Raw genomic sequence first — 23,527 nt, 5'->3', positions numbered from 1 at the left:
TGCTAACCATTTGAAACGCGCTGTTTATCTATGTAAGCCAAGTAGTTAGCGACAATTCGTTTTGGCGGCTCTGGTTTTGAAAAGTAGTAGCCCTGAATTTTTTTGCATCCCATCTGATACAGCTTGTCGAGCGTGACTTCATCTTCAACCCCCTCTGCAATCAAGCAGACGTTGAGTTGCTCGGCAAGCTGAACCATCAACCAAACCAAGCGCTCTGCTGTCTCGTTTTTCAGCATATTCTGAATGAAACTGGCATCGATTTTGAAGCAGTCGATCGGGTAGCTGTGGATGTAGTTGAGGCTCGAGTATCCGGTTCCAAAGTCATCCAGTGCTACCTTAAAGCCTAAAATACGCAGCTTGGACAGGATCTGCTGTACTTCACTGGTCCGTGTCAGCAGCACGGTTTCAGTAAGCTCGATGGTGAAATCTTGCGGCGAAAAGTTATATTGAAGAAGGCTGTGCAACAAGTGATCTAAGTAACGCGCTGAGTTGTTAAACTCATGAGCCGAGCAGTTAATGCTAAGAGATACTTTATGTCCTAAGCCTTGCTCTAACTCGTATTTTGCCTTGCATGCCAACTCGACAATACGCTCACCGAGTTTAACGATCAAACCCGACTGTTCCGCTGCATCGATAAACTCAACCGGGGACACACTGCCAAGGGCCTTACTTTGCCAGCGAGCTAAGATTTCAAAGTGATCCCAAATGGGGTTATCCCTACATACAATCGGTTGTGCGACGACATATATCTCACTGTTACTGATGTTGTCGGTGCTTAGCTCACTGCGCAATGCATCAATCACTAATGCGCGGCGATAATATTGAGCACTAAGATGAGTATCATAACATTGCACGCTGGTGTGGTTGGACTGTTTGCAATCTTTTAGAGCCAAGCTAGCGTTATTGAGAATTTGATCGGCGGAGTGGATTTGCCCGCCACTGGTGGCAAGGCCAATACTGATATTAAACTGAATATTATGCGCTTGATCTTGATAGCCGCGCTCCAACCTCTCAATGATGGTGTTACATACCTGGAAAGGGTCGCCCGACAAGGTGATGAATGCGAACTCGTCACCGGCGATTCGATACGCCAGCTGTTTATCTTTAAGTGCCTCTTTAATGGTGTTGGCAACAAAAATGATGATTTGGTCACCGATATAGTTGCCGTATAGATCGTTGATCGATTTGAAGTTGTCGATATCGACGTACGCTAAAGTGAACGGACTGTTGGGTGACGCTATCAGTTTTTGTAATTGGTCGGATAAATAACCACGATTGAGCAGCCCGGTTAAATTGTCATGGGAGACTTCATAACTGAGCTGATCGACCAATGAGTCTGCGCGAGCCGTGAGCCACTTAGCCTTGAGGTGATGAGTGACGATGTTGGCGACCAACTTATGGAAGTAGACTAATCCCTCGACGTCTTGCTTATCGATTGGCGCAATGTAGGTGGAAAGCAAGATGCCTAAAATCTCACCATTGTGTGTTTTCAGCGGCACACCGATATAAGCCTCAAGACCATTCTCGACGATATAGGGCTCATCACTGTGGACCGCCTGTGCCTCTTTGTCGCACACAATCACATCGTCACTCGACTGAGTGATGATGGTGTAACTAGTACGGCTGATCGGCGAGAGACAGACGCTGCGTTGTAGCTTCTGATTTGAGGCTGACGCAAGCAGGTTGGATTTGGCAGTGAACTGATCCAACTCAATGATACAGGTACAAAACGACTGAGAGTATTGGTGCAACTCTTGGGTCGCTTTATTGAGCAGTTCTAGCCCATCTAAACCAAGAATACCATTAAGTGTTTCCACACTTAACGGTGCCTTAACCGACATTGTCCTAACCATAATAGGTAACTCACTTATTACTGTGGCTTGGCCACTTATCAATTGATTGGGTTACCTATTAAATATGGTACCAGTCGCATAACATTGCAAACGGCGATTACGTTACGTCGACTGAGTTACCCTTGTTCTTGCTTAAGGCGCTGTTTGAGGTAGTCGAGAAAGAGTTGGGTACGCGTGTGTTGATAATCGAGCTTAGGGTAGTAGGCGAAAACAGTCGCTTCATCAGCAGTGATACCATTAAGTATCGGTTTGAGCGCACCGGATTTTAAGTCTTCTTTGATCATCACATCGTTACTCAACAATACTCCCATACCGCTTTTTGCTGCATAAAACAGCGCTTCTGGGTTGGTAGTGGCGAAGTTACCACTCAAATTGAGTTTTTGGCCGTTGGTGAGCGTTATTTCACGTTGGGTTCTCTCCCCCCAGACCAACATGTTGTGCTCGGTGAGCTGTTTGGCTTCAGTCGGCTCTCCATACTTTTCGATATAGCCAGGCGAGGCGTAGAAACCAGAGCGGTGCTCAAATAGTGGCGTTGCCTTAAAGCTTAGCGAGTTGAGCTGCTCTATTTCTCGACTGATAAATAGGTCGAGACTCAACGTAGGCAATTGGCCCGGCGTGGTGGTGATCAGTTGAATACGAATCTCTGGGTACATTTGCAGAAAGTCATTGAGATACTGGACCAAAAACTTGGAGCCAACCGCTAGGGTAGCGCCAATTTTTAACAATCCCGCCGGGGTTTGAGAGACCGAGCGTGTCTCATCGACGATGGACTGCCAGCCATCGAGTTGCACCTTGGCTCGCTGATAAAACAGCGCCCCCGCTTCGGTTTGTGTGACGGAGCGGGTAGTGCGCTTTAGCAGCTGTACACCAATTCGCTCTTCGAGCCAATGTATGCGCTTGCTAATCGCAGAGCTGGTGGTATTGAGTTTGCGCGCGGCGCCATTGAAGCTTCCTTCATCGACGACACGAATATAACTTTGCACGCTCTGTATCCAATCCATACGCCCTCCAATTGATTCTTGCTTGGAATTAATTACTTTCCAAAACGCTATATTATCATTTGGTAGTGGTCAATCTAAACTGGTTGCTAATCGATTAATCAGAGGAGAGCCGCGATGAAGAAAACGCCGATGTTATTGGCGATGATGATCATTGCCACAGGGCAAGTGGGCGTTAGCATCTACCTGCCATCACTGCCTCTGATTAGCCAAACGCTCTCTGCCAGCCAAGCCGACGTGCAGCTACTGGTTACCTTGTTCTTGGTTGGCTTTGGCGCATCGCAGTTGTTCTATGGGCCACTTTCTGATGCGATTGGTCGTCGTCCGGTGTTTATCCTCGGACAAGGGATATATTTGTTGGGCACCGCCATTTGCTTGCTGTTTGCCAGCTCATTGCAACTGCTTATCTTGGGGCGACTCTTACAGGGGCTAGGTGCAGGCAGTGCCTCAGTGCTTGGCCGCAGTGTGCTTCGTGATAGTTATGACGGCGCGCAGCTAACTCGAGCGCTCTCGTATATTTCTGTTACCGCATCGATCATGCCGATACTGGCTCCGGTTTTGGGCGGGTGGCTGGCGTTCTACTTGGGTTGGCAATCGGTGTTTGTGTTCGTGCTGATCTACTTGGTCGCGATTTTCACTTTGGGCTATTTCGTGCTGCCTGAAACCATGACTTACGGTAAATCTCGCTTTAGCTTGACCCAAGTAATGGCCAACTATGGTGAACTCATCACTAATCGCCAAGTGCTGTCGAGCGCTAGCTACAATTGGATAAGCTATCTAGCGAGCTTGGTATCGCTATCGGTGATGCCGTTCTTGTTGCAACATCAACTGGGCTTAACCGCTGGGCATTATGGCTCGATTATGATTATTCCATCAGCAGGCTTGATGATTGGCAGTGTGACGCTGAATATGCTCAATCGCTCTTTTTCCGCGAGACAAATTTTGGCGCTGTCGATCATGCTTATCGTGACAGCAGGGATGTGGCTGCTATTGGCGCCGATGACCTTGGTCAACCTAGTCGCACCCTTTACCTTGCTTGCGGTGGCTCAAGGGCTGTCGTTTCCGATTTCAATTAGCATGTTGTTAGAGCCGCACAAGCGCAAAGCGGGCGCAGTTTCAGCGCTCTCTGGCTCGATTCAAATGTGCCTCGCTGGATTATTTGGCGGCTATCTTGTCGAAAATTGGGTTGATAGTCCGACAGCGATGGGGCTCTTCTATTTGGTCTGTGCGTTGCTCATGAGTTTGGTGCTCCTCAGCTCGAGATTGAAACACAGTGTGCAACAAGAGTTCGCTTGACGTACAATGCGCGCAATTATTCAGATGAGAGAATTCAGATGGAATACAACCAATTTTCAGCACTGGTTATGTCTTTATGTGAGCAAGAGAACTTGCCTCAGGCGCTAGCACTGCTAAAAGAGTGTCAAGACCAGGAAGTCGCCGAGGCGGCTGAGTCATTAACCGGTCAGTTTGCATTGGCAGAAGTAGACGGTACCAAGCGTATTTACCATGTGACCTTGCAAGAAAATGAGCAGGGTGAAGAGCAAGAGTACGTGGAACACGTAATGGATGAAGGGGATGACGTCATTCGTTTTGTCGCTTGGTTCTTTGAAGTGATGTTTGACGTTAAACGCAAAGAAACCTATCAAGCCGCGGGTAAGACTTATCAGCAACCTAAGCGTAGCTAAAAATGCATTAGTGTGATCAATCTCTTGCTTTTGTTTTATTTGTGATTAAAATCACACTCCTAATTATCGAGGAGAGACTCATGAATAACGAACTAGGCAATGCATACCTTGGTCAAATGATCGCTAAACAAGCGATGCATGATGCGCTTTATGGTAAGCCTAAGGCGAAAAAGACTTCTTTTATCAAGCGTATGATGAAAAAGATCGGCCACTAATCGCTGTTTGTGAAACGGATTTTGGCCAGCTTGAATGTCACTAAATTCTGACTGGCATGATTCAAAGCCCCGCGACATCGCGGGGCTTTGTGGTTTTCATGGTTATAACGCGATAACGTTATCAGGTACTTTGTGCAGTCCCTTCTCTTCTAGCCAGGCTGCAAGGTTATCTGACCCACCGATATAGTGTCCATCAAGCCAGATTTGTGGCACCGTCACTGGCGTTTTCTCGCCAATAATCGCTTTCACTTCCGGGATCATCCGATACAGCGCTGCGCTGTCTTTGACCACGTCATGGTATCGGTAGTCGATGCCCGCTTCATCGAGCATTTTCTTAGCTTTGACACAATAGGGGCAGGTCGCTTTGCCATAGACAATATTGCCTTTTAAGCTGTCGCGTTTGGTCCACTCGGCAATCACAGATTGCACCAGCACGCCACGGTTAAGGGCTTCACCTTGGCTAATGACTTTGCCTTCGACCATCACAATCGGCGCATGCCAAGCGCCTGCTTTCAGTGGCTCCCACCAATGTGATAACCAATCTTTGACTTCAAGCTCAACGTCGATGTCGGACAACTCGTTATCAAACACATCCTTTAGAATGTCTTTGGTCAAGGTACATTCACCACAAGGAATCTTAACTTTAAACGGGCCCCAACTGCCTGCCCATCGATAAAGGGTTATCTTGATTGGATCTGCCATAGAGTTATCTCCATTAAATACTATGACTCATTAGAACGAAGTAACGCGCAATATCTTTCACTAAGACGACTTTTTTGTTTCCCAATGAGTAATGAATGCCACAGAAGCAATAATGATAGCCGCGCCCAGCCACAACCGCCCTGGCGGTACCCAGCTAAATACCAGCCAGCCTGCCAGGACATTGAGCGGCAGCTTCGCGTGGTCAAAAGGCTGGACAAATGACGCATCGGCGACGGAATACGCTTTAACAATTGCCCACTGCGCTAAGGCGGTCATCGCGCCTGCTGCGACCAGTACCAGCCATAAGTCGAGTCCGGATGGAGTTTGCCAATCCGGTAGCGCCAGCAACAGATTGAACGGTGTGATCAGCACCAGCAGATAAACCACCATGGTTGAAGGGGAGTCATGAGCCGACAGCTTTTTCACCATCAGTGAGTAACAGGCCCAAAAGAAAGCCGCACCGACCGGCAATAGCGCTGCCCAGCTAAAGTTCTCAGCCCAGGGCTCTAAGATGATCATGGCACCGACAAATCCCATCAAGGTGGCTCCCCAACGCACGACGCCCACTTTCTCTTTTAAAAATAGACCAGATCCTATGGTGGCGAATAGCGGCGAGGTCATCAGCAGTGCAATGCCTTGCCAAATAGGGACCGGATAAGCCAGAGCCCAAAGCCAAAGCTGAATACCAATGACCGAGAGAAACACGCGAAAGATATGCATCGCGAGATGCTCGGTTCTTAAAGAGCGTCTAATACCCAGGGTCGTTAGGTAGGGCAAAATGACGACCAGCGCAATCGCGTACTGGACAAGTGCGACTGTGGTAGAAGAGAGGCCAAAACGAATACTGGCGATTTGAGCTAGGCTGTTAACCACAGCAAAGGCGAGGCCAGCGGTAAGCATCCAGCTAGCCCCTTGAACAGGATGGTGATGATGCGCAGACATGATAGCAACGAGTAAAAAATAAGTGCCCTGAATCATACGTGCTTATTCGCTGAAGATCATCACAGATCTGTCTATCGCGTTGATTTTCGGTTCAATGTATAGACTGACACCACCACTAAACCAAGACCCAATGCATGCCACCCTGTAAACAGTTCATCCAATACTACGACGGCGAATCCTGCTGTGATGGCGGGCCCGATGTTATTGGTCAAACTGAGGGTCGTCGGGGTTAATCGAGCCATGGCTGCGGCGACCAAATACGAGGGCAGGACAGTGCAAAAAATGCCAAGTGCGATACCTAGAGTGATTAACTCACTACTCCAAGAATCAATGGACACGCCGCTTAGTAATAGGTGAACTAAGATTGCGAGCCCTGCGCTGCCCATGCCGATGCTGGTAAATAGCGAGCTGCCCATCTGAGTAATCAACGGTTTACTCCACACCAAGTAAAACGCAAAAACAAAGGCAGACGTGATGGCCAGTAAACTGCCAAGGATGACGCTGTCACCTAAGTTGCTGACATCGTGGGCGACAATAAAGCTGATCCCAAGATAGCCGACCAATGCAGAGAGCAGCACGTTAACCGTTGGTCTTTCGCCGTGAAATGCCCATGAAATCAACACGACAAAGGAGGGGAACAAGAAGATAAGTAGACGTTCCAGTTGAGCTGAAATGTATTGCAGTGAGGCGATATCAAGGTAGCTCGCAAAGTAGTAGCCCATGACACCAATAAGCGCCGCCTTAAAGCCGTGCTGTTGAACCTTGTGGCGATGTACTCTGCTGCGACACAAATAGATTAGGGTCAATAAATAGAGTGGCAGGGAACTAAACGCACGCAGCGACATGATTGATGTGGCGTCGCCACCGTATTGATAGGCGAGCTTAATCAAAACAGGTTTGATGGAGAATAATAAGCAGCCTGCCAAAGCAAGAAGTACGCCGACTTGCGAGACTGTGGAGGTAGTGGAATTAACCGGCTGAGCGTGTTCGGTCATAGATCTCGTATCCTTACAATTAAAAGCTACGAGAAGAGTGGTCTGGCTACGCATCTCGTAGCCAGGCACAGGATTACCTACCGGCTACAGGTATATGAGAGGAGCAGCCAAAGGTAGGTAACGTAAGTGTTCATAGTGATTCCTAAGTGGTGAAATTTTAGCCTAACCGCATACGGCATAGATTGCAATCCACGATTAGGCGTAAGCACCTTGTTTTTGCTCTATTTGCTTAAGCGCCTTTTGATACATCCACCAAGCCACAAATCCGGCCAACAGGTTGCCGATGAAAGCGCCCCAAAATAGCCCCTGGATACCGCCAAGCTGAGAGCCCAACCATAAACATGGCAAGAAGAAAGCAAACAGCCTCAGCGCAGAAATCGTTAATGCGGTGTATGATTTTCCGAGTGCGTTGGCGATGGAGACCATCAACATACATATACCAAGTGGTCCTAAGCTAAAAGGCACCACCATCAAGTGATAGTTCAGAATCGTCCCGACTTGTGTTTCGCTGGTCATCAAATCGGCCAGGAGTCCTGAGCTCAAAAGGGTGATCAGCGCGATGAGAAGTTGGAAGCCCAGAACAAATTGGACTGCGATGGCGACCAGTTTGCGAATATCGGCCAAATTGTTCTCGCCGAGGCGTTTGCCTATCATCGGTGGCATCGACATGGTTAAGGCCAATACGGCCACGATGGCGAAAAATTCGTAACGAGAGCCCAACGCCCACGCGGCAACAGCAGCGGTTCCATAGCTGGCGAGTAACTTGGTGGCTAACATCGATGAGAGCGGGGGCAGTAGCTGACTGACCATCGCCGGGCCCATAATATGACCAATCGAGCGGACACTGTCAGCGATATTGAGAGCGTGCCAATCAAAGCTCATCCACTGTTTGCGGGCAACCTTAGGCGCGACAACCAAAATGCCAATACCAAAGGCGAGAATGGTCGCCATGGCGGCACCGTTAATGCCCAAATCGAACGTAAAGATAAACAGGGGATCAAGCACTAGGTTGAGCGCACTGGTGACCATCATCATGGTACCAGGCAACATGGTGTTGCCGTTGGCTCGGCACAGACTGTAGAAAAAATAGAGTACTGCGCCAGTCCAGGCGCTAATTAACCAGTAAATCCAGTAGCTATCGATGATGGGTAAGACCGTTTGCGGCGCACTAAGCATCAATAAGATCGGCTCGCGCAATAGGTAGAGAATCAACCCAATCAAGGCAACACCAAAACTGCCCATTACGACCACTAATCCCCCAAGTTGTTTGGCATACTGCTCTTTGCCCGCGCCAATCGCTCGCGCAATCACCGCAGTGGTGGCGATACCTAAGCCAACCTGAATGCCGATGATGATCATCTGAATCGGTAAGGTAAAGCCCTGAGCGGCAAGCGGTAATACCCCAAGTTGACCAATGAACGCACTGTCTACCAATTGAAAGCTCATCAAAGACAACACGCCAAACAGCATCGGCCAAGTCATCGTAAACAGTTGCTGCCTCAAAGAGGAAGGCGAGGAGGAATTTGTCATAGCCATGCCACCGTTAGGGTTTTTCTCTAGTGTGAAATGAACAACCGAGGCCTTTTGAGCCTCGGTTATTTCGATACATACAACATCGTACCGCCCTGGTTGTTTTTCAAGGGGGCGGAGCAGTTTTATCTTTGCGAGGTGTCCTCTTGTTGCAGATCGTCGGCATAACCTTTAGGTGGTGGTGTCCAGCCTCTCTCGCCTGCCTCATGGCCATCGCTGCGATCACGGCTGATGGCCTGATGGATTTGTTGCTCAAGATTGATAAACAGTTTGCGATAGTTGTTATCAAACCTTTCGCCTTGCGCATCGTCTTCCCATGCCTGGTAAAGAATGTCGGACTGCTGCCGTTCCACTTCTTTATAAGCATTCTTCTGCTGTTCGACCAAAAATGGATGGTGGTTGAGTGTGCGCATTGCATGAGCGCCTAACTCTAATGCAGAGTGGTAAGTTTCGAGCTCGATAATGTCTGCTCCTGCTTGGCGAAGCAAATACCCATGTCCGCGGTCAAATGCGCGCGCGAGAACCTTTACCCGCGGATAGGTGTGTTTGACGTATTTAGTCAATTCGACACTGGTTTCGCGGTTATCAATCGCAATGACCAGCATGGCTGCTTCTTCAATCCCAGCGGTATGCAATAGATCAGGACGGCTGGCGTCACCGAAGTAGGCTTTGGTGTTGATTTGACGCATTAAGTCAACCTGGGCGGCTTGCAGATCCAGAACCACGGTGTGCACGCCATTGGCGACCAAAAGTCGATTGACTATCTGACCAAAACGACCAATACCAGCAATGATCACTGTACCTTGTTCTTCTATGGTGTCGGCTTCTTGCTGATTAGACTTGTTTTGATAACGCGGCAGCAACACACGGTCATAAAGGATAAACAGGCCTGGTGTTAGGAACATCGACAACGCGACGACCAGCAGTAAGATCTGAGCCGTTGCAGGCGGAATAACATGGTTTTGTACCGTGAAGCTCAGTAATACAAAGCCAAATTCACCGGCTTGCGCCAAGCTCAGGGTGAACAGCCAACGGTTACTGCCTTTGATTCGAAATACCAGTCCAAGAATGAACAGTATCAACGCCTTGAGCAGCATGACCCCAAGGGTTAAGCCCATGATAAGGAAGAAGTGCTCGAACAAGATCGAAAAATTGATGCTCGCGCCAACCGTGATAAAAAACAGCCCCAACAGCAATCCTTTGAATGGGTCAATGTTGGACTCTAGCTCGTGGCGGAACTCACTGTTCGCCAGCACCACCCCAGCGAGGAAGGCACCCAATGCCGGAGAGAGCCCGACCAAACTCATTAACGCGGCAATACCAATCACTAACATCAGTGCAGTCGCGGTAAATATTTCGCGCAGTCCAGAGCTGGCGACAAATTTAAACAGTGGTCGGCTGAGGTAATGACCGCCAACAACTAAGGCTGCGATGGAAGCGACGATCACCACTGCATAGGCCCAGCCCGGCAGGTTGGCGACTAGGCTGAGCTCATCGTGATGGGCGGCCAGTTCACTGGCACCTGCTTGGGCTTGCTCAACCAACTCTGGGAGGGCCAATAAGGGAATAAAGGCCAGCATAGGGATGACGGCAATGTCTTGGAACAACAGCACCGAGAAAGCGTTTTGGCCTCCTTCGGTTTTGGTCAAGCGCTTTTCGTTAAAGGTCTGCAATACGATGGCAGTGGAGGAGAGAGCGAAAATCATACCGATCGCCAGTGCGATGCTCCACGGCTGAGAGAAAAACATCGCGATTGACATCACCGCGATTGCCGTCACCCCAACTTGCAGGCCGCCTAAGCCGAGTAGACGCATTCGCATCGACCAAAGCATTTTGGGTTCGAGTTCAAGGCCAACCAAAAACAGCATCATCACCACGCCAAATTCGGCAAAATGCTGAATAGTTGTCGCTTCTTCTCCGACTAAACCGATAATCGGGCCGATCACTACCCCTGCGATAAGGTAGCCCATGACTGAGCCGAGCCCAAGTCGCTTGGCAATAGGCACGGCGATAACGGCGGCGATCAGATAGATAAAAGCTTGGACAAAATAGAGGGTCATCGCTCTTCTCCCATCAAATGCTGTTTCACATAGTGGTTGAGTTTGTCCACTTGATTGGCTTGCTCAATATCCACTTGTCCAGCGACAAGGGCTCGCAGAAGTCGGCGCCATTTCTCAACGTGCAATTGAATCCGGCCATCTTCTTTGGCGGTTCGAGCACCAAACAGCGCAAAAGGAGCGAGGTAAGTCATACCAGTGAGTGAGGCCATTTGCTCGAGTGGGTAGAGTAGTTGGCGAATAGTGAAGTGGTTGTAGCCATCACTTTGATAGGCATCGGCCTTACCCCCAGCAGACAGTGAGCAGAAAAAGAGTTTTCCGTGCAGCGCGTTGGCATCGTGGCCGTAAGCGAAGCCATATTCGAGCACTAAATCTTGCCACTCTTTCAAGATGGCTGGAGTGGAATACCAATAGAGCGGGAACTGAAAAATTATCACATCGTGCTCGCGCAAGCGTTGCTGCTCTTTATCGATATCAATGTGATAAGTCGGGTACTCATGATAAAGATCGACGACAGTCACACCGTCGATCTGCTTGGCGGCGCGAAATAGCTGCTTGTTGACTTCGGAGCGGTGTGGCGAAGGATGCGCATACAACACCAGGACTTTGCTTGATTCCATAAGCGTCTCATAACCGAGTTAAGACCAGCGTTCATTGTGGCACAGAGGCCAAAAAATCACCACATAACTCGTCGATAAGACTTTAGTTTAGTTAGAGTTTCTCGATTGCGCGATACAGGTTTCTAAGTCGTGTAAATGGTCCACCACCAGAGAAGCCTGATCAAGAAACGGCGTATGTTTACCATGGGTGACTAAACAAGAGGGCATATCGGCGTTGAACGCCGCTTGCAGGTCGTACAGATAGTCGCCGACATACAGCATCTGGTGCGGCTGCAAACGCCACTCATTGGCGAGAAAAAGCAACGAATCTGGGGCAGGTTTGGGTGGAAAGTGCTCGCGGCTGATGACTCGAGCGATATCCAGCTGATTATGTTTGATTTTTTTCTGAGCCGCTTGCGCGCAGTTGCGAGTGATGACGGCAGTATGCAGTTGGTTATGGGTGATGAAATTGAGCAGTGAGTGACACCCTGGCATCGGTTTAGACGATTGGGCGTCGTCGATTTCGTGATCGAGGATCATCTGATGTGCGCGTTTGGCGGCGAGTTCGCACTCTATCTGCTCAACAAAAGAGAGCAAGTCGCTATCATGTGGACAGCCGATTTGCTCTCTCAACCAAGAGAAATTCATATCTGATGTCACTAGCGTGTTATCGAGATCAAACACTATCGCTTTGATCTGCTCGGCGGCAAGTGGCACATAAGACATAAATCGCTCCCGAATAGCTGTGTTAAGCGAACTCTTTTTCTAGGTAAGCGACGATGTCTGAAGATTCATACATCCACTCGACCTGGTCACCTTTCTCTATTCTTAGGCAAGGGACTTTCACTTTACCACCACCGGCTTCTAACTCTGCGCGGTGAGTTGGATTATTTTTTGCGTCGCGCAGTTCGATGTTCACTGATTGGCGTTTTAGTGCGCGGCGAACTTTGACACAGAAAGGGCAAGCTTCGAACTGATACAAAGCGAGCGATTGCGCTTTAGCATCCACTTCTTGCTGCGCTTGCGCGGAGCGTTTAACGCCACTTGGGGAAAAGACAAAGTTAAGCAGTAGGATCACGCGTCCTAAGAACCAACGGATAAATTTCATGACCATCCTATATTGTTGAGCAATTTAACGATTGTTGTTTTTGGGATACGCATTGTAGCTGAGATGTGATCATTTCGGTACAGCAAACTCACTCGAGCTTAACGCGATGTTGTGTCGTGACTTGAATACCTAGGCGCTTGGCCAATCGCGTTAAGTTAGCGCGATCACTCTTTAGTTGCCTTGCCGCCTGAGCCCAATTGAAGTTGGCGTCGGTGAGCGCATCGAGCACCAATTGGCGCTGATAGGCATCGGTGGCTTCTCTTAGCCCCAATGTTGGTGAGTGCGTCTCTTCACTCAATCGTTTCCTTTGCGATGTGGCGCTAGTCAGAGGTTCAATCGAATGAAGCTCGCCGATGTCTTCAACAGAGACGGTGGTCAGTTTTCCTTGCTGACTTCGCGCGCGTGCTTTGAGTGCGGCGCGATTGATCACATGCTCAAGCTCACGCACATTGCCTGGCCAGTTGTAGCGCGAGAGCAATAACTGCGCCTCTTTGCCAAGCTTAAGCTGGACAATCCCTAACTTTCGCCGTGCTTGTTCGAGGAAATACCCCGCTAGCAAGACGATGTCACCCTCTCGCTGTCTGAGCGGTGGTACTGATATAGGGTAGACACTTAATCTGTGGTAGAGGTCAGCGCGAAACTGACCTTGTTCGATCTCCTGTTTTAGATCGCGATTGGTGGCAGCCAATACTCGCACATCAATCGTCTCGACCTTATCTTGCCCAACCGGTTGAATCTCGTTGTTTTGTAAAGCGCGCAGAATCTTGCTTTGCGCAGCAAGAGGAAGCTCACCAATTTCGTCAAGAAATAGAGTGCCACCATCGGCCAAGGCAAACTTACCTAGGCGAGATTTGTCTGCTCCAGTGAATGCGCCTTTAACGTGACCAAACAGCTCGCTTTCAACCAGATTCTCGGGAATCGCCGCACAGTTCACGTAAACCAGCGGCTGCTTTCGTCTTGGAGATAAGTGGTGCAAGCTGCGCGCGACCAGCTCTTTCCCCACTCCGGTTTCACCATGGATGAGAATATTGAAGTTTGAGGGGGCGACAACATCTATGTCACTCTTTAGCGCTTGCATCGCCGGGCTATTCCCGATGATCTCTCCACCATCTCGCTCCCATGCTTCTTCATTCAGCTCCTCAAAACGTTGTTGGGTTTGCCGAGCTTGCTGCTCAAGCTGGCTGACGGTCAGTGCGACTTTGAGCGTAGAGGCGGCGATGGCCGACAATGCCTCTAAACTGCGATGGGGAAACTGGTCGAAAACGCCCGGAGTCAAGCTGTCTAAGGTCAGCACGCCTAATAGTCGGTCGGCGTAGTACAAAGGTAAGCCCATACAGGCATGCATTGGCAGATCGCCATCGTAATCGAGCAATAAATTGTCGAATGGATCGGGTAATTCACAGTCTGCGTCAAATCTAACCGCCGTTTTCGAGGCGCAGATACGCGCAAACCTAGGATGTTGGGCTACTATAAATCGACGCCCCAAGGTATCACGAGTCAACCCTTGCATTGCCAAGGGAACTAAGGTGTCGCCTTGCAACGAAAGTAGTGCTACACAGTCGCACTGAATGGCTTTACGAATGGCATCGAGAAGGTTGTTAAATCTGTCTTGATCATTGTCTCCACGGGCAAGGCCGATGGTCATGTCAATTAACGTGGATACCGAGATGTCTTGCATAGTCATTCCAAGTGAGTGTGCTGATTGGCCAGTAGCAGGCGAGGCTGTTGTGAAATTAACCACAAAGTACAAGGTAATACAACCTAATGATGTCAAATTGACATTATATTGAGTTGTCAATTTGACACGTTTTCTTGTCACTTTAGTGAGTAAACCCAATGGCTTAGGGGTGTTTTGCAGTTGGCATGCATTGTGCTCTGATAAACAACTAAAACTACGATAAATGCAACACCTTGAGGAGAGATTGAAGATGCTTAACAACCAACATATTGAAGTGGTAAAAAGCACCATTCCGTTACTAGAGTCTGCAGGTCCAGCACTCACTCAGCACTTCTATCAGCGCATGTTTAGCCACAACCCTGAGCTGAAAGACATTTTTAACATGACGCATCAGCAGACCGGGCGTCAAAGTGTGGCCTTATTTGAAGCCGTCGCCGCTTATGCCAAAAATATTGAAAACCTAGCAGCATTAACTGCAGCGGTCGAACGTATTGCTCACAAGCATACTAGCTTTAACATTCAACCCGAGCAGTACCAGATCGTTGGTCACCATTTGATAGAGACGCTGCGTGAGTTGGCGGCTGATGCCTTTACTGCTGAGGTCGAGGAGGCATGGACCGCAGCGTATCTATTTTTGGCGCAGATCTTTATCGATCGAGAAGGAGAGCTCTATTTACAGCGCAAACAGGCAGTCGGTGGCTGGCAGAATGCGCGTCGTTTTGTGGTCAAAAGTAAGCAGGTCGAATCTGAATTTGTTACCAGCTTTGTGCTGCAGCCTGAAGATGGTGGGGCGGTACTCGATTATCAACCAGGTCAATACATCGGGATTGAACTCAAACCGACTGGTTGTGACTACAAAGAGATTCGCCAATACTCACTGTCGCAGAAGCCAAATGGGAAAGACTACCGAATTTCTGTTAAGCGCGAATGCGGTGAGTTCGCTGGATTGGTGTCGAATTACTTACACGATGAAGTGCAAACTGGCGATGTGGTGAATCTCTACCCGCCAGCCGGTGATTTTATTTATCGCGAGAAGCTTCAACCTGTGGTGTTGATTGCTGCAGGTGTTGGTATTACCCCTATTCAAGCTATGATGCAGACGCTTGCGGATAGCAAAAAGCAAGAGGTTAGCTTGCTCTACGCTTGCAATGGCGCTGAGCAGCACACCTTTAAGCAAGAATCCAAGCAGATAGTGGAGCAGCAAGGTTGGCAGCACTACACATGGTACTTGAATCAAAGTGGTGCGGATTTTTCCGGGGAAATGGACATCAACTTAGTGGCTAAGCAATTGCCGTTGCAGAAAGCGGATTTTTATCTGTGTGGACCGATTGGTTTTATGGAATCAGTGGTTCGTCAGTTAGAGGGGCTTGGTGTGGAGCGTGAGCGCATTCACTATGAGGTGTTTGGTCCTCACACCTATTTGTAAACGCTAATCTAAATAAAAAGGCCCGAGGGCCTTTTTTAGTGTTTGCTTGAAAACCACATCATGAGGCGTTGCAGTATGCCAACAGACTCTCGTGGACCTGAACTCTGATCCCCTTGATAAAAGCTGGCTAGAAATTGAGTTCTTAGCTGTTGCACGTCTTGTTGCGTGACCTGATTTATCAAGGTGGCACTGGCGAGGGCATGGTCATTGGCCAAGCTAAAGTCCATCTTCAGGTAGCCTTGTAGGTACAGCCAAAGGTGGGTCACTAAAGCCAGATTAGCCGTGCCTTGGTTGGTGAACTTTTCACTATGCTCGCCGAGGTTGCTGTGTAACGCTTGATGCATCGCCGCCGCAGAATCGCTATGAGCACTAACCAATTGTGTTGCTTCAATATGGGCTTTAGTTAACACACCTAATAAGTGTTGCAGCGGTTCCACCTCCGGTTTTGCTTGCAATGCGCGCTCAAACAGTGGGGAATGTTGCTGGCAGAACTGCTGGTAAAGCGAAACACTATCGCAAACAGGCTGCCATTGCTCAGCACCAATCTGTTGCAAGTAGTGATTGAGTTTAGTCATGGCTCTGTAAGGTGGTCAGCTGAACTTCAAATGACCCTTGTTCACAATCGACAAACAAACTATCACCGGTGATCATTACCGATAAATCCATGGTTCGGGCGACAACCTGCGCGAGTGCTTCGATGGCTTGGCTGTCGAAACGATAAAAAGATGCACTGTACTGATGAGCCTTGTTTTTGGTCTGCTCCCACCATACATCTGATTTAGAGTTAAACGAAAAAATGTCGACTTGTTTAGCCAAGCGACAAGCTTTTTTTACCCGGTCGAGTGATGGCTCACCGATATCCACCCAAAGCTCAATCTGGTCATCGAGCGACTTGATCCACAAGTCGGGTTCGTCGGTGGTTGATAGCCCTTTGGTGAGGGCCAAATTTGGTTGCCACTTAACACAATAAGCCATAATTCGCGCCATCATGCGTTCGACAGTTTCTGAAGGGTGCTGAGCTACGGTCAGCTGCGTTGAATCGTAGAGATCGCGGTTGGTATCCGACAGCGAAATACGAAATTTGTAAATAGTGGGTTTGAGCGCCATAAGTGCTTCTTATAAGTAAAAAAATAGCCAGCTAGAAAGCTGGCTATTGTAAATCTTTAGTACTCAAGAATTAAAGTACTTTAATGTTCTCAGCTTGAGGACCTTTTTGACCTTGAGATACGACGAACTCAACTTTTTGGCCTTCTACTAGGGTACGGAAACCGTCGCCAGTGATTGCAGAGAAGTGTGCAAACACGTCTGGACCGTTTTCTTGTTGAATGAAACCGAAACCTTTAGTTTCGTTGAACCATTTTACTGTACCAGTAACTGTGTTAGACATAATGTATATCCTTGATAAATCTTGTAAAAGCCATACGGCATCGATAGCGTGGAAAAGGAGATTGCTATTGCGCACGACGTTACGGCAGATATACAAGTCATCTAACGGAACGGTGGAAGTAAACAAGTACCGTTTTCTAGCTGCGATCCAGTCTAAAGCGAAGTGCAACTAAGTCAATAAAAATAAGGGACTATGTTCGGTTTTAATGGGTGTTTTCATTAAAAATTTGCGCTAAGTAGGGTTTCGAAAATATTACTGATTTGGGTAAAAATGGTGTAACATTTAGCCGCTCGGTGAGAGGCGTATCACGCCAAGATTTATTGGGTTTTCACTCAATATTCACCGACTTGTGAAAGTAACAATGTGGAGGCCGTATGGCAAAAATGAACAAGCGCAACACAGTGATTGAATCCAGTGTTGAGCTAAAAGTGGACATTGGTCGCGGAGAAGTCAAAGACAATGCGCTCAAAGCGATGGTAACAAGCAAGCTGTTTAGAGCCAGAGTAGAAAAAGCGAAAAAAGGAAAAGGCAGTTACCAACGCAACATGAAACACAAGGGAAAAGAGCCCTATTCAAAAGCCGCTTAGCCAAGCGATGTTTGAATAGGGCTCTTATTTATTTTCTTACCTTAAACCACTTTGGTTAGAAGTTGGTGATCGTTTAAGTAACGTTAGCGCTCGATTTGCGGCGAATAGATCGAATAGGCGGTAATTTGACCGGCGACGATGGCCGAGAACATAAACAGCGCAGAAAGACCGATACTCGGTATCGGTAAAATCGATTGCTCGAACACCGATTGCCCCGCACTCACTAGTACACGGCTGCCCGGTACCAAAATGATGATTCCTTGCACGATATAAATCGAGCCAGTTAGTGCCATCTTCTTCGCGACCCAAGTGCCGTACAGGGTGATCAGCACTGTGGTGACCCAAGTTCCCACAACCCAACCGCTGTCAAAGCCTAGATAGAATGGCCCCCACATCCCAAGCGCTGCCACAGGAAGCCCGAGCAGAATGTCGGTCGGTCTGGCATTAAAGATTACGCTCAATGAAATAGAAATCAAAAACAGTCCAGATACATGGAGCCAGGTGGGGACTTCATTGACATATTTGAGCGACTCCGCTTGCCCCCATATCGCCTCACCGACATTCAATCCCATCACGATACCGACAAACAACTTGATCAAACTTAGCGCGCTTTGACCAAGCAAACTGGTGCCGGAGACCAGATCATTAAAGGCTAGGCACTCCAGTGAGTTGGCAATTGACAAACCGGGCACAAACAAAACAATGGCCGCGATGCACAGCGCCCAAATTGGGATAGCGATTCCGGTGCTGGAGAAAAATGCCACCAAAATACCGGTGAGTAATGCGGCTAAAAATTCCGCCGCAATCGCGCGACGTCCTCGGCACACTTGCTGCGTCAGCCATACAACCAAGCCCAGGAAAGCGGCGAAGTAAATCGCTTCGAGTGTACTCCCGACCAGCATCAAATACGCTGGTGGTATGGCGATATTCGCCAGTGCAATGGCCCATTTAGGATAACCGACTGGCTCAGGTACGGGCTCGCTACTGGGTTGATTGATGCGAATAATGGTATTGGCCAATAGGCTCAAGTTAATCGATGCGGGTTGATGACGCTTCATCACCACGGCGTTGTTGTCATCTGGGAACTGATAGTTGACGGTGGTTGGCGTTGCTTGAATCATCACATCAACACCGTGCTTGCGGGCATAGTATTGAGTGTATTTTTCCAGTTTATAGGGCGCACAACCACTGCGATGAAGCGTGTCGCCGATCTCTACGATCTTTTTAATTCGGTACTCGGAGGGCATGAGTGTTTGTTGGTAAATTGAGGTGGCGCGAAAATAGCAAACAGCTAGTTGGAATTCGAGACACAAACGACTGAACAGTGGCTAACTTCACACATTATTTGCACTGCTCTCTGTTGATGATAAATGGATTTGTGGAAACTTAGATTTCACCGTGCAGTTTTGACTGTCATTGCCCTGCATAAATTTGACTTAGATCACAAAAATAGATTGTTTCATAGTGTTGCATTTGTTGTTTTGTTGTAACAAGTAACGCTGTCTGATTGCGCACAAACTGCGCGATTGCTTGAGTTCAATAGTTTTTGATTATTAAGTGTTTAACAAATATTTTACATCTCAAGGTGGTCATTAAGTTGGTTAATAAATAGACATAAAATGATGCTTGAATTCACTCTATGATCAGCGAAAATATGTGAAAAATGAGTTTGCAAATTTGAAAGGAAGCTTTTCTAAAGTTCAAAAGCGAGGCGGATTATGAAGCTGTTTTTTCTGTTTATCATTTCAATTACCGCAGGTATTGCATCTGCTGAGCACCTACACTCATTTTTGCTAGGCCTATACATTTCAACTCTGGCCGTTGGTAGCTGCTACTGGCTGGCGTTCAGAAGTAGTCGCTTCCCTCAGTTAGCACTCGTGCTACTTATTTGTGGCTTCTTTGCCAAAATCGCCGTGACCGTTGCTGGTGTTGCTTGGGGCCTATCTCAAGAATTAATCAGTTCTCCATTTGTTTTCGCGTTGTCTTACTTGTTCTTCTCTATCGTCGCGACCTACGTCTGGTTCGCATACCGCGATAAACTAGTGACAAAGCGCAAAACACCTAAAGCGGCATAGATTCGACAATTTCTTGAAAAAAGCCAGTGGACGTCCACTGGCTTTTTTTATGTGTGCTCAGCGCAGCTTCAGTTTTCCCAATGAATATTTCCTAGTGAATAGTAACGATTGATTTCAGAATGGCTGAAACTCTCTGTTGCTTGTCTATACTGGGGGAGTTTATCAACACTAACAGTGAGACGTCGCACATCATGATTTTGCGTTTACTAAAATTCTCAGCGCTATTTTCGACACTTTCTCTCTCATTGGCAGTTAACGCTGCCCCAACCATCATTCCAGACCCACCGACTTTGGGTGCGAAGGGCTATATTCTGATCGACTATCATACCGGTGAGGTTTTAGTCGAGAAGAACGCCGATACTAAGCTTAACCCGGCCAGTTTAACTAAATTGATGACGGCCTATGTGGCAGGTCAGGAGGTTAACCGAGGTAACATTTCACTCGATGATCAGGTGCGCATTAGCCGCAACGCCTGGGCGAAAAACTTTCCTGACTCGTCCAAGATGTTTATTGAAGTCGGCACCGACGTAAAATTGATGGATCTCTACCGAGGCTTGATTGTTCAGTCGGGTAACGATGCCAGCGTCGCGATTGCAGAGCATGTCGCGGGTAGCGAAGGGGCATTTGTCGGTTTGATGAATAGTTGGGCAAAAAATTTAGGGCTCAACAATACCAACTACGCCAACCCACATGGTTTGGATAGTGATGAGCTCTACTCAACGCCGCGAGATATCGCCTTGTTAAGTCAGGCGATCATTCGAGATTTGCCTGATATCTACCCGCTCTACAGCGAAACTTCGTACACCTACAACGGGATTACTCAGTACAACCGTAACGGCCTGTTGCGCGATAGAAGCATGAATGTCGACGGGATGAAAACCGGATACACCAGTGGCGCCGGATACAGTCTAGCCACCTCGGCAACCCAGGGTGAAATGCGATTGATCTCGGTAGTCATGGGAGCGAGCAGCACCAAGAGCCGAGAGTCGGAGAGTAAGCAGTTGCTCAGCTATGGTTTTCGCTTCTTTGATACGGTTTCCCCATCTAGTGTTGATGATACCTTAGCTGAAGCTCGGGTGTGGATGGGCAAACAAGATACCTTGCCAGTGGGGGTCGCCGACCCTGTGTTGCTCACCATAGCCAAGGGCGACAGTGACAAAATCAGCGCCGAACTCGAGTATTCCAGTGAGCTGGTTGCACCGATTGGCAAAGGCGACGTAGTAGGCCGCGTGATTTATCGCTTGGAAGATAAAACCGTTGCCAGCGTCGACCTCGTTGCTCAGCAGGATGTTGAAGAAGCGGGCGTGTTTAAGAAAATCATTGACTGGTTCAAACGCCTAATTTCCGGTTGGTTGTAAATGTGAATCGCGGATGCCAAGTGCATCCGCTTTTTCTACTTAGTGATCAACGAGAATTCGTTGATTTCGTCATCACTCATTTCGTGGATGCCATCATAAGGCGCGGCGTGTAAGGTGTAGTAATAGAATTCGCGGCCTTTCTCGGCCAGCATCTGATTAAAATAAACCAATTGATCGTGGTGTGCTGGATCGTTGCGAGGTAAGTCTGCCGCAGTTACCCCCTCGATACAACACCAAGAGTGTACGCCAACTTTCGCACCCGGCTCGACGTTGCGTTTTACACCCGCAACAAACAGATCAACACCGCCCGAGTAGGCGAATCCATCGCGCGGAATGACAGTATTCAGCCCAGATTGACGCAGTAGACGACCAGTATGCATGTTGATTTCGTCATTTAGAGAACCGTATACGGATTGAATCACAATCGTATCGACTTGTGGTTGCTGCTTGACCAACTTGCTGAGCTGCAGGTAGGTGTTGGTGCCCAGTTCTCCAGCGAGCAGTGCTTGGTTCCCTTGGACCGTAAACTCACTAGTACCTGCTGAAACAAGCGACTCGTTCATGCTCAACTGAAATGGTTCGCTGGGGGAACCATTCAGGCGCATTTGACCTTGGTACAAAAAGTTGTCCCCTTGTTCGGTTACCCTCACTTGTGATGACACCCAGATATCTTCGCTGCGTCCAAATAGTTGGCGTGGGTCTTGGTCTAGTGGGGCATTTTGCAACATTAACACGCTTGCCCCAGGGCCGGTCTCAAAGTCAAAGTCTATCCATAATAGCCCTTGTTCAAAGCGCACAAACAGCGCTCCCTCGCTAATATCGACCAGTTGTAGAGGATAACGTTGACCTCGATAGTCAAACCACACCGACTGCTGTTGGTGCTTGAAAGTGTCCAAATAATCAGAGAGCTGACTGGTCGGTAGGTTGACAAAATCAGGTGTTGTTTCGGCCAATGTTTGTGATGAAAACAGGCTCAGAGCAAAAAGCAGCGCAATTCTTTTCATAATCTCATCCTCGTTGTTGATGTCAGCAGTGTAACGTGGCGAGAAAAACATCTCTGTCATCACTTGTTGGCAAGATTGTCATGATTTGTCACTGTGGCTGGCAAGTGCCCCCGTTTGTGTTTTCTCACCGCTTGATGAAGCAACATTCACCATGAGTCCCAACATTGCTATGACTTTGATTTACCGCTCTCTGACACTCTAGCAATGAAAATACCGACAATTCATCCAACAAATTAAATAGGGGGATGAACATGGAATTTACTGATAAAGACAGAGAGGCCTTATACCAAACTTGGATGTCGCAGAAATCAAAAATGCGCTTAACGCAAATGGAGTTTGCCAAAAAGCTCGGAATGAGCCAATTAGCGTTTTCTCAATTGCTGCGTGGTGAAAAACCAATAACCATGTCGTTCGCCAGCCAGTTTTGCCGTCTGTTGCGTCTTGAGCCTAAAGACGTGTTTCCTTCTTTCAAAGAGGCTGAGCAACATGGCCCTAAAGTGGTCTACCTACAAAGCCGAATGACGGTCGATGGTGAAATTCAAAATGCCTACATTGAAGGTAATCAAGTGGTGGTTGAGTATGCGCATACTGTCATTCCTTCTTAAATGCCCTCCATTAAATCGGTGCTAATGGTTACGAAACCACGACATTCGGTGCTATCCTACCGAGCTCCATTCAGGGTTAAAAGAACACCGTCATGCTTGAAAAAGAAAACCTCCTTAAACTCGCACGTATGCAGATGCCGTTTGGTAAATATGCGGGTCGAGTGCTTATCGACCTACCCGAAGAATACTTGCTTTGGTTTGATAAAAAGGGATTTCCTAACGGCGAACTTGGCGATCTGCTCAAGCTATGTTTAGCGTTAAAAATCGAAGGGCTTGATAGTGTGGTTAAGCCTTTAAAGCGAATGTAGCTATCCCAACATGTTCAATCATAAGTAAAAGGCATACGATGAAAGTAGATCTCAATACGCTTAGGCATCATCAATTGGTCGAAGATGGGCAACTTGATGGATGCTACATACATCAGCCTGCTCAGGGCAGTCAGCCCGATGATAAGGCAGTATTAGCAGAGCGCCAAGAGTTAGAAAAAATGGGTTATAAGGTCGTGCAGGTTAAACCTAAAGGCGGAAGCACAACGTTCGCCGAGGCGATGCAGCAATTGGCGAAAAAAGCGGCTCATCAAACCCAATAATCAACGACAGTAAACCATCCTATTGTCTATCAGCTTTTCAGAGCACTTTTTTACGAGTTTAAAGCATAAGTTTGGATCATTCAGGCCGCATGTCCAGCTTGATTAAACTCCATCTGGTAGGGATTGCGTTGCTC

Annotated in this window: 26 protein-coding genes; 10 read left to right on the top strand and 16 right to left on the bottom strand. The window is 48.1% G+C overall.

Annotation, left to right across the window (positions count from 1 at the left end; translation table 11 throughout):
• Positions 1 to 2: 2 nt before the first annotated feature.
• Both MTO69_RS15505 and MTO69_RS15500 read right to left on the bottom strand, forming a co-directional pair.
• Entirely contained in the window at positions 3 to 1,853 is a 1,851-nt protein-coding gene (locus tag MTO69_RS15505; RefSeq protein ID WP_248335324.1) for a sensor domain-containing phosphodiesterase, read from the bottom strand.
• 116 nt (positions 1,854 to 1,969) lie between these two features.
• The gene (locus MTO69_RS15500; protein ID WP_248335322.1) at positions 1,970 to 2,854 is read right to left on the bottom strand and encodes a LysR family transcriptional regulator; all 885 of its coding nucleotides are present in this window, start codon (positions 2,852 to 2,854) and stop codon (positions 1,970 to 1,972) included.
• Positions 2,855 to 2,968: 114 nt separating this feature from the next.
• Between MTO69_RS15500 and MTO69_RS15495 the strand changes: the two genes are divergently transcribed.
• The 3 genes from MTO69_RS15495 (at position 2,969) to MTO69_RS18885 (ending at position 4,751) form a co-directional block, all read left to right on the top strand.
• On the top strand, positions 2,969 to 4,147 hold the full coding sequence (locus MTO69_RS15495; RefSeq protein ID WP_248335320.1) for a multidrug effflux MFS transporter: 1,179 nt from the start codon (positions 2,969 to 2,971) through the stop codon (positions 4,145 to 4,147).
• Positions 4,148 to 4,185: 38 nt separating this feature from the next.
• Positions 4,186 to 4,536: a hypothetical protein gene (locus tag MTO69_RS15490; protein WP_248335318.1), complete on the top strand. Its 351-nt coding sequence runs from the start codon at positions 4,186 to 4,188 to the stop codon at positions 4,534 to 4,536.
• Between the two features lie 80 nt (positions 4,537 to 4,616).
• Entirely contained in the window at positions 4,617 to 4,751 is a 135-nt protein-coding gene (locus MTO69_RS18885; RefSeq protein ID WP_282567531.1) for a hypothetical protein, read from the top strand.
• A 102-nt stretch (positions 4,752 to 4,853) separates the two neighbouring features.
• On the opposite strand, the gene MTO69_RS15485 is transcribed toward MTO69_RS18885, so the two are convergent.
• The 9 genes from MTO69_RS15485 to norR form a co-directional block, all read right to left on the bottom strand.
• Positions 4,854 to 5,453, bottom strand: coding sequence for a glutaredoxin domain-containing protein (locus MTO69_RS15485; protein ID WP_248335316.1), 600 nt, complete (start codon positions 5,451 to 5,453; stop codon positions 4,854 to 4,856).
• A gap of 60 nt (positions 5,454 to 5,513) precedes the next feature.
• On the bottom strand, positions 5,514 to 6,395 hold the full coding sequence (locus tag MTO69_RS15480) for a DMT family transporter (RefSeq protein ID WP_248335314.1): 882 nt from the start codon (positions 6,393 to 6,395) through the stop codon (positions 5,514 to 5,516).
• A 71-nt stretch (positions 6,396 to 6,466) separates the two neighbouring features.
• Positions 6,467 to 7,390, bottom strand: coding sequence for a DMT family transporter (locus tag MTO69_RS15475; protein ID WP_248335312.1), 924 nt, complete (start codon positions 7,388 to 7,390; stop codon positions 6,467 to 6,469).
• 195 nt (positions 7,391 to 7,585) lie between these two features.
• Positions 7,586 to 8,926: an MATE family efflux transporter gene (locus MTO69_RS15470; protein ID WP_432715661.1), complete on the bottom strand. Its 1,341-nt coding sequence runs from the start codon at positions 8,924 to 8,926 to the stop codon at positions 7,586 to 7,588.
• A gap of 119 nt (positions 8,927 to 9,045) precedes the next feature.
• Positions 9,046 to 10,980 (bottom strand): monovalent cation:proton antiporter-2 (CPA2) family protein, encoded by a 1,935-nt coding sequence (locus MTO69_RS15465; protein WP_248335308.1) that lies wholly within the window; start codon positions 10,978 to 10,980, stop codon positions 9,046 to 9,048.
• On the bottom strand, positions 10,977 to 11,597 hold the full coding sequence (locus MTO69_RS15460; protein ID WP_248335306.1) for an NAD(P)H-dependent oxidoreductase: 621 nt from the start codon (positions 11,595 to 11,597) through the stop codon (positions 10,977 to 10,979). The genes MTO69_RS15465 and MTO69_RS15460 overlap by 4 nt, the downstream gene beginning before the upstream one ends.
• A gap of 87 nt (positions 11,598 to 11,684) precedes the next feature.
• Complete coding sequence (locus MTO69_RS15455; RefSeq protein ID WP_248335304.1) at positions 11,685 to 12,302, bottom strand: HAD family hydrolase; 618 nt, start codon at positions 12,300 to 12,302, stop codon at positions 11,685 to 11,687.
• A 22-nt stretch (positions 12,303 to 12,324) separates the two neighbouring features.
• Positions 12,325 to 12,684: a glutaredoxin family protein gene (locus MTO69_RS15450; protein WP_248335302.1), complete on the bottom strand. Its 360-nt coding sequence runs from the start codon at positions 12,682 to 12,684 to the stop codon at positions 12,325 to 12,327.
• 88 nt (positions 12,685 to 12,772) lie between these two features.
• Positions 12,773 to 14,362 carry a nitric oxide reductase transcriptional regulator NorR gene (gene norR, locus MTO69_RS15445; protein WP_248335300.1) on the bottom strand — a complete coding sequence of 530 codons (1,590 nt, stop codon included), beginning with the start codon at positions 14,360 to 14,362 and terminating at the stop codon, positions 12,773 to 12,775.
• A 250-nt stretch (positions 14,363 to 14,612) separates the two neighbouring features.
• Here norR and hmpA point away from each other — a divergent pair, with 250 nt between their 5' ends.
• The gene (gene hmpA / locus MTO69_RS15440) at positions 14,613 to 15,788 is read left to right on the top strand and encodes an NO-inducible flavohemoprotein (protein WP_248335298.1); all 1,176 of its coding nucleotides are present in this window, start codon (positions 14,613 to 14,615) and stop codon (positions 15,786 to 15,788) included.
• 35 nt (positions 15,789 to 15,823) lie between these two features.
• On the opposite strand, the gene MTO69_RS15435 is transcribed toward hmpA, so the two are convergent.
• The 3 genes from MTO69_RS15435 to MTO69_RS15425 all read right to left on the bottom strand — a co-directional run bounded on the left by MTO69_RS15435 (position 15,824) and on the right by MTO69_RS15425 (position 17,175).
• Positions 15,824 to 16,363, bottom strand: coding sequence for a hypothetical protein (locus MTO69_RS15435; RefSeq protein ID WP_248335295.1), 540 nt, complete (start codon positions 16,361 to 16,363; stop codon positions 15,824 to 15,826).
• On the bottom strand, positions 16,356 to 16,895 hold the full coding sequence (locus tag MTO69_RS15430; RefSeq protein WP_248335293.1) for a YaeQ family protein: 540 nt from the start codon (positions 16,893 to 16,895) through the stop codon (positions 16,356 to 16,358). Before MTO69_RS15430 ends, MTO69_RS15435 begins: the two co-directional genes overlap by 8 nt.
• A 70-nt stretch (positions 16,896 to 16,965) precedes the next feature.
• Complete coding sequence (locus MTO69_RS15425) at positions 16,966 to 17,175, bottom strand: cold-shock protein (RefSeq protein ID WP_038204438.1); 210 nt, start codon at positions 17,173 to 17,175, stop codon at positions 16,966 to 16,968.
• 383 nt (positions 17,176 to 17,558) lie between these two features.
• Between MTO69_RS15425 and MTO69_RS15420 the strand changes: the two genes are divergently transcribed.
• Positions 17,559 to 17,762 carry an alternative ribosome-rescue factor A gene (locus tag MTO69_RS15420; protein ID WP_248335649.1) on the top strand — a complete coding sequence of 68 codons (204 nt, stop codon included), beginning with the start codon at positions 17,559 to 17,561 and terminating at the stop codon, positions 17,760 to 17,762.
• Positions 17,763 to 17,845: 83 nt separating this feature from the next.
• Here the strand turns inward: MTO69_RS15420 and MTO69_RS15415 are convergent, their stop codons facing one another.
• Complete coding sequence (locus MTO69_RS15415) at positions 17,846 to 19,009, bottom strand: threonine/serine exporter family protein (protein ID WP_248335291.1); 1,164 nt, start codon at positions 19,007 to 19,009, stop codon at positions 17,846 to 17,848.
• Positions 19,010 to 19,480: 471 nt separating this feature from the next.
• Between MTO69_RS15415 and MTO69_RS15410 the strand changes: the two genes are divergently transcribed.
• Complete coding sequence (locus MTO69_RS15410; RefSeq protein ID WP_248335289.1) at positions 19,481 to 19,837, top strand: NADH:ubiquinone oxidoreductase; 357 nt, start codon at positions 19,481 to 19,483, stop codon at positions 19,835 to 19,837.
• 191 nt (positions 19,838 to 20,028) lie between these two features.
• A complete protein-coding gene (locus MTO69_RS15405) occupies positions 20,029 to 21,195 on the top strand; it encodes a D-alanyl-D-alanine carboxypeptidase family protein (protein WP_248335648.1) in 1,167 nt (388 codons plus the stop codon).
• A gap of 35 nt (positions 21,196 to 21,230) precedes the next feature.
• On the opposite strand, the gene MTO69_RS15400 is transcribed toward MTO69_RS15405, so the two are convergent.
• Positions 21,231 to 22,199, bottom strand: coding sequence for a hypothetical protein (locus MTO69_RS15400; RefSeq protein WP_248335287.1), 969 nt, complete (start codon positions 22,197 to 22,199; stop codon positions 21,231 to 21,233).
• A gap of 251 nt (positions 22,200 to 22,450) precedes the next feature.
• Between MTO69_RS15400 and MTO69_RS15395 the strand changes: the two genes are divergently transcribed.
• From MTO69_RS15395 to MTO69_RS15385, 3 genes are all read left to right on the top strand, one after another.
• Positions 22,451 to 22,804 carry a helix-turn-helix domain-containing protein gene (locus tag MTO69_RS15395; protein ID WP_248335285.1) on the top strand — a complete coding sequence of 118 codons (354 nt, stop codon included), beginning with the start codon at positions 22,451 to 22,453 and terminating at the stop codon, positions 22,802 to 22,804.
• Positions 22,805 to 22,896: 92 nt separating this feature from the next.
• Positions 22,897 to 23,112, top strand: a complete 216-nt coding sequence (locus tag MTO69_RS15390; RefSeq protein WP_248335283.1) for a DUF3820 family protein — start codon at positions 22,897 to 22,899, stop codon at positions 23,110 to 23,112.
• A 38-nt stretch (positions 23,113 to 23,150) separates the two neighbouring features.
• Entirely contained in the window at positions 23,151 to 23,393 is a 243-nt protein-coding gene (locus MTO69_RS15385; RefSeq protein WP_248335282.1) for a hypothetical protein, read from the top strand.
• The last annotated feature ends 134 nt before the right edge of the window (positions 23,394 to 23,527 follow it).

The sequence above is a fragment of the Vibrio sinaloensis genome (assembly GCF_023195835.1).
GTDB lineage: Bacteria > Pseudomonadota > Gammaproteobacteria > Enterobacterales > Vibrionaceae > Vibrio > Vibrio sinaloensis_C.
This window is presented reverse-complemented; position numbering and strand designations above follow the sequence as displayed.

Coding starts and splice junctions, on each gene's coding strand:
- MTO69_RS15455 (WP_248335304.1), bottom strand. CDS start 12,302: ATGTCTTATGTGCCACTTGCCGCCGAGCAGATCAAAGCGATAGTGTTT.
- MTO69_RS15390 (WP_248335283.1), top strand. CDS start 22,897: ATGCTTGAAAAAGAAAACCTCCTTAAACTCGCACGTATGCAGATGCCG.
- MTO69_RS15410 (WP_248335289.1), top strand. CDS start 19,481: ATGAAGCTGTTTTTTCTGTTTATCATTTCAATTACCGCAGGTATTGCA.
- MTO69_RS15475 (WP_248335312.1), bottom strand. CDS start 7,390: ATGACCGAACACGCTCAGCCGGTTAATTCCACTACCTCCACAGTCTCG.
- MTO69_RS15405 (WP_248335648.1), top strand. CDS start 20,029: ATGATTTTGCGTTTACTAAAATTCTCAGCGCTATTTTCGACACTTTCT.
- MTO69_RS15385 (WP_248335282.1), top strand. CDS start 23,151: ATGAAAGTAGATCTCAATACGCTTAGGCATCATCAATTGGTCGAAGAT.
- MTO69_RS15505 (WP_248335324.1), bottom strand. CDS start 1,853: ATGGTTAGGACAATGTCGGTTAAGGCACCGTTAAGTGTGGAAACACTT.
- MTO69_RS15450 (WP_248335302.1), bottom strand. CDS start 12,684: ATGAAATTTATCCGTTGGTTCTTAGGACGCGTGATCCTACTGCTTAAC.
- norR (WP_248335300.1), bottom strand. CDS start 14,362: ATGCAAGACATCTCGGTATCCACGTTAATTGACATGACCATCGGCCTT.
- MTO69_RS15470 (WP_432715661.1), bottom strand. CDS start 8,926: ATGGCTATGACAAATTCCTCCTCGCCTTCCTCTTTGAGGCAGCAACTG.
- MTO69_RS15480 (WP_248335314.1), bottom strand. CDS start 6,395: ATGTCTGCGCATCATCACCATCCTGTTCAAGGGGCTAGCTGGATGCTT.
- MTO69_RS15425 (WP_038204438.1), bottom strand. CDS start 17,175: ATGTCTAACACAGTTACTGGTACAGTAAAATGGTTCAACGAAACTAAA.
- MTO69_RS15490 (WP_248335318.1), top strand. CDS start 4,186: ATGGAATACAACCAATTTTCAGCACTGGTTATGTCTTTATGTGAGCAA.
- MTO69_RS15500 (WP_248335322.1), bottom strand. CDS start 2,854: ATGGATTGGATACAGAGCGTGCAAAGTTATATTCGTGTCGTCGATGAA.
- MTO69_RS15485 (WP_248335316.1), bottom strand. CDS start 5,453: ATGGCAGATCCAATCAAGATAACCCTTTATCGATGGGCAGGCAGTTGG.
- MTO69_RS15435 (WP_248335295.1), bottom strand. CDS start 16,363: ATGACTAAACTCAATCACTACTTGCAACAGATTGGTGCTGAGCAATGG.
- MTO69_RS15395 (WP_248335285.1), top strand. CDS start 22,451: ATGGAATTTACTGATAAAGACAGAGAGGCCTTATACCAAACTTGGATG.
- MTO69_RS15465 (WP_248335308.1), bottom strand. CDS start 10,980: ATGACCCTCTATTTTGTCCAAGCTTTTATCTATCTGATCGCCGCCGTT.
- MTO69_RS18885 (WP_282567531.1), top strand. CDS start 4,617: ATGAATAACGAACTAGGCAATGCATACCTTGGTCAAATGATCGCTAAA.
- hmpA (WP_248335298.1), top strand. CDS start 14,613: ATGCTTAACAACCAACATATTGAAGTGGTAAAAAGCACCATTCCGTTA.
- MTO69_RS15420 (WP_248335649.1), top strand. CDS start 17,559: ATGAACAAGCGCAACACAGTGATTGAATCCAGTGTTGAGCTAAAAGTG.
- MTO69_RS15460 (WP_248335306.1), bottom strand. CDS start 11,597: ATGGAATCAAGCAAAGTCCTGGTGTTGTATGCGCATCCTTCGCCACAC.
- MTO69_RS15415 (WP_248335291.1), bottom strand. CDS start 19,009: ATGCCCTCCGAGTACCGAATTAAAAAGATCGTAGAGATCGGCGACACG.
- MTO69_RS15495 (WP_248335320.1), top strand. CDS start 2,969: ATGAAGAAAACGCCGATGTTATTGGCGATGATGATCATTGCCACAGGG.
- MTO69_RS15400 (WP_248335287.1), bottom strand. CDS start 22,199: ATGAAAAGAATTGCGCTGCTTTTTGCTCTGAGCCTGTTTTCATCACAA.
- MTO69_RS15430 (WP_248335293.1), bottom strand. CDS start 16,895: ATGGCGCTCAAACCCACTATTTACAAATTTCGTATTTCGCTGTCGGAT.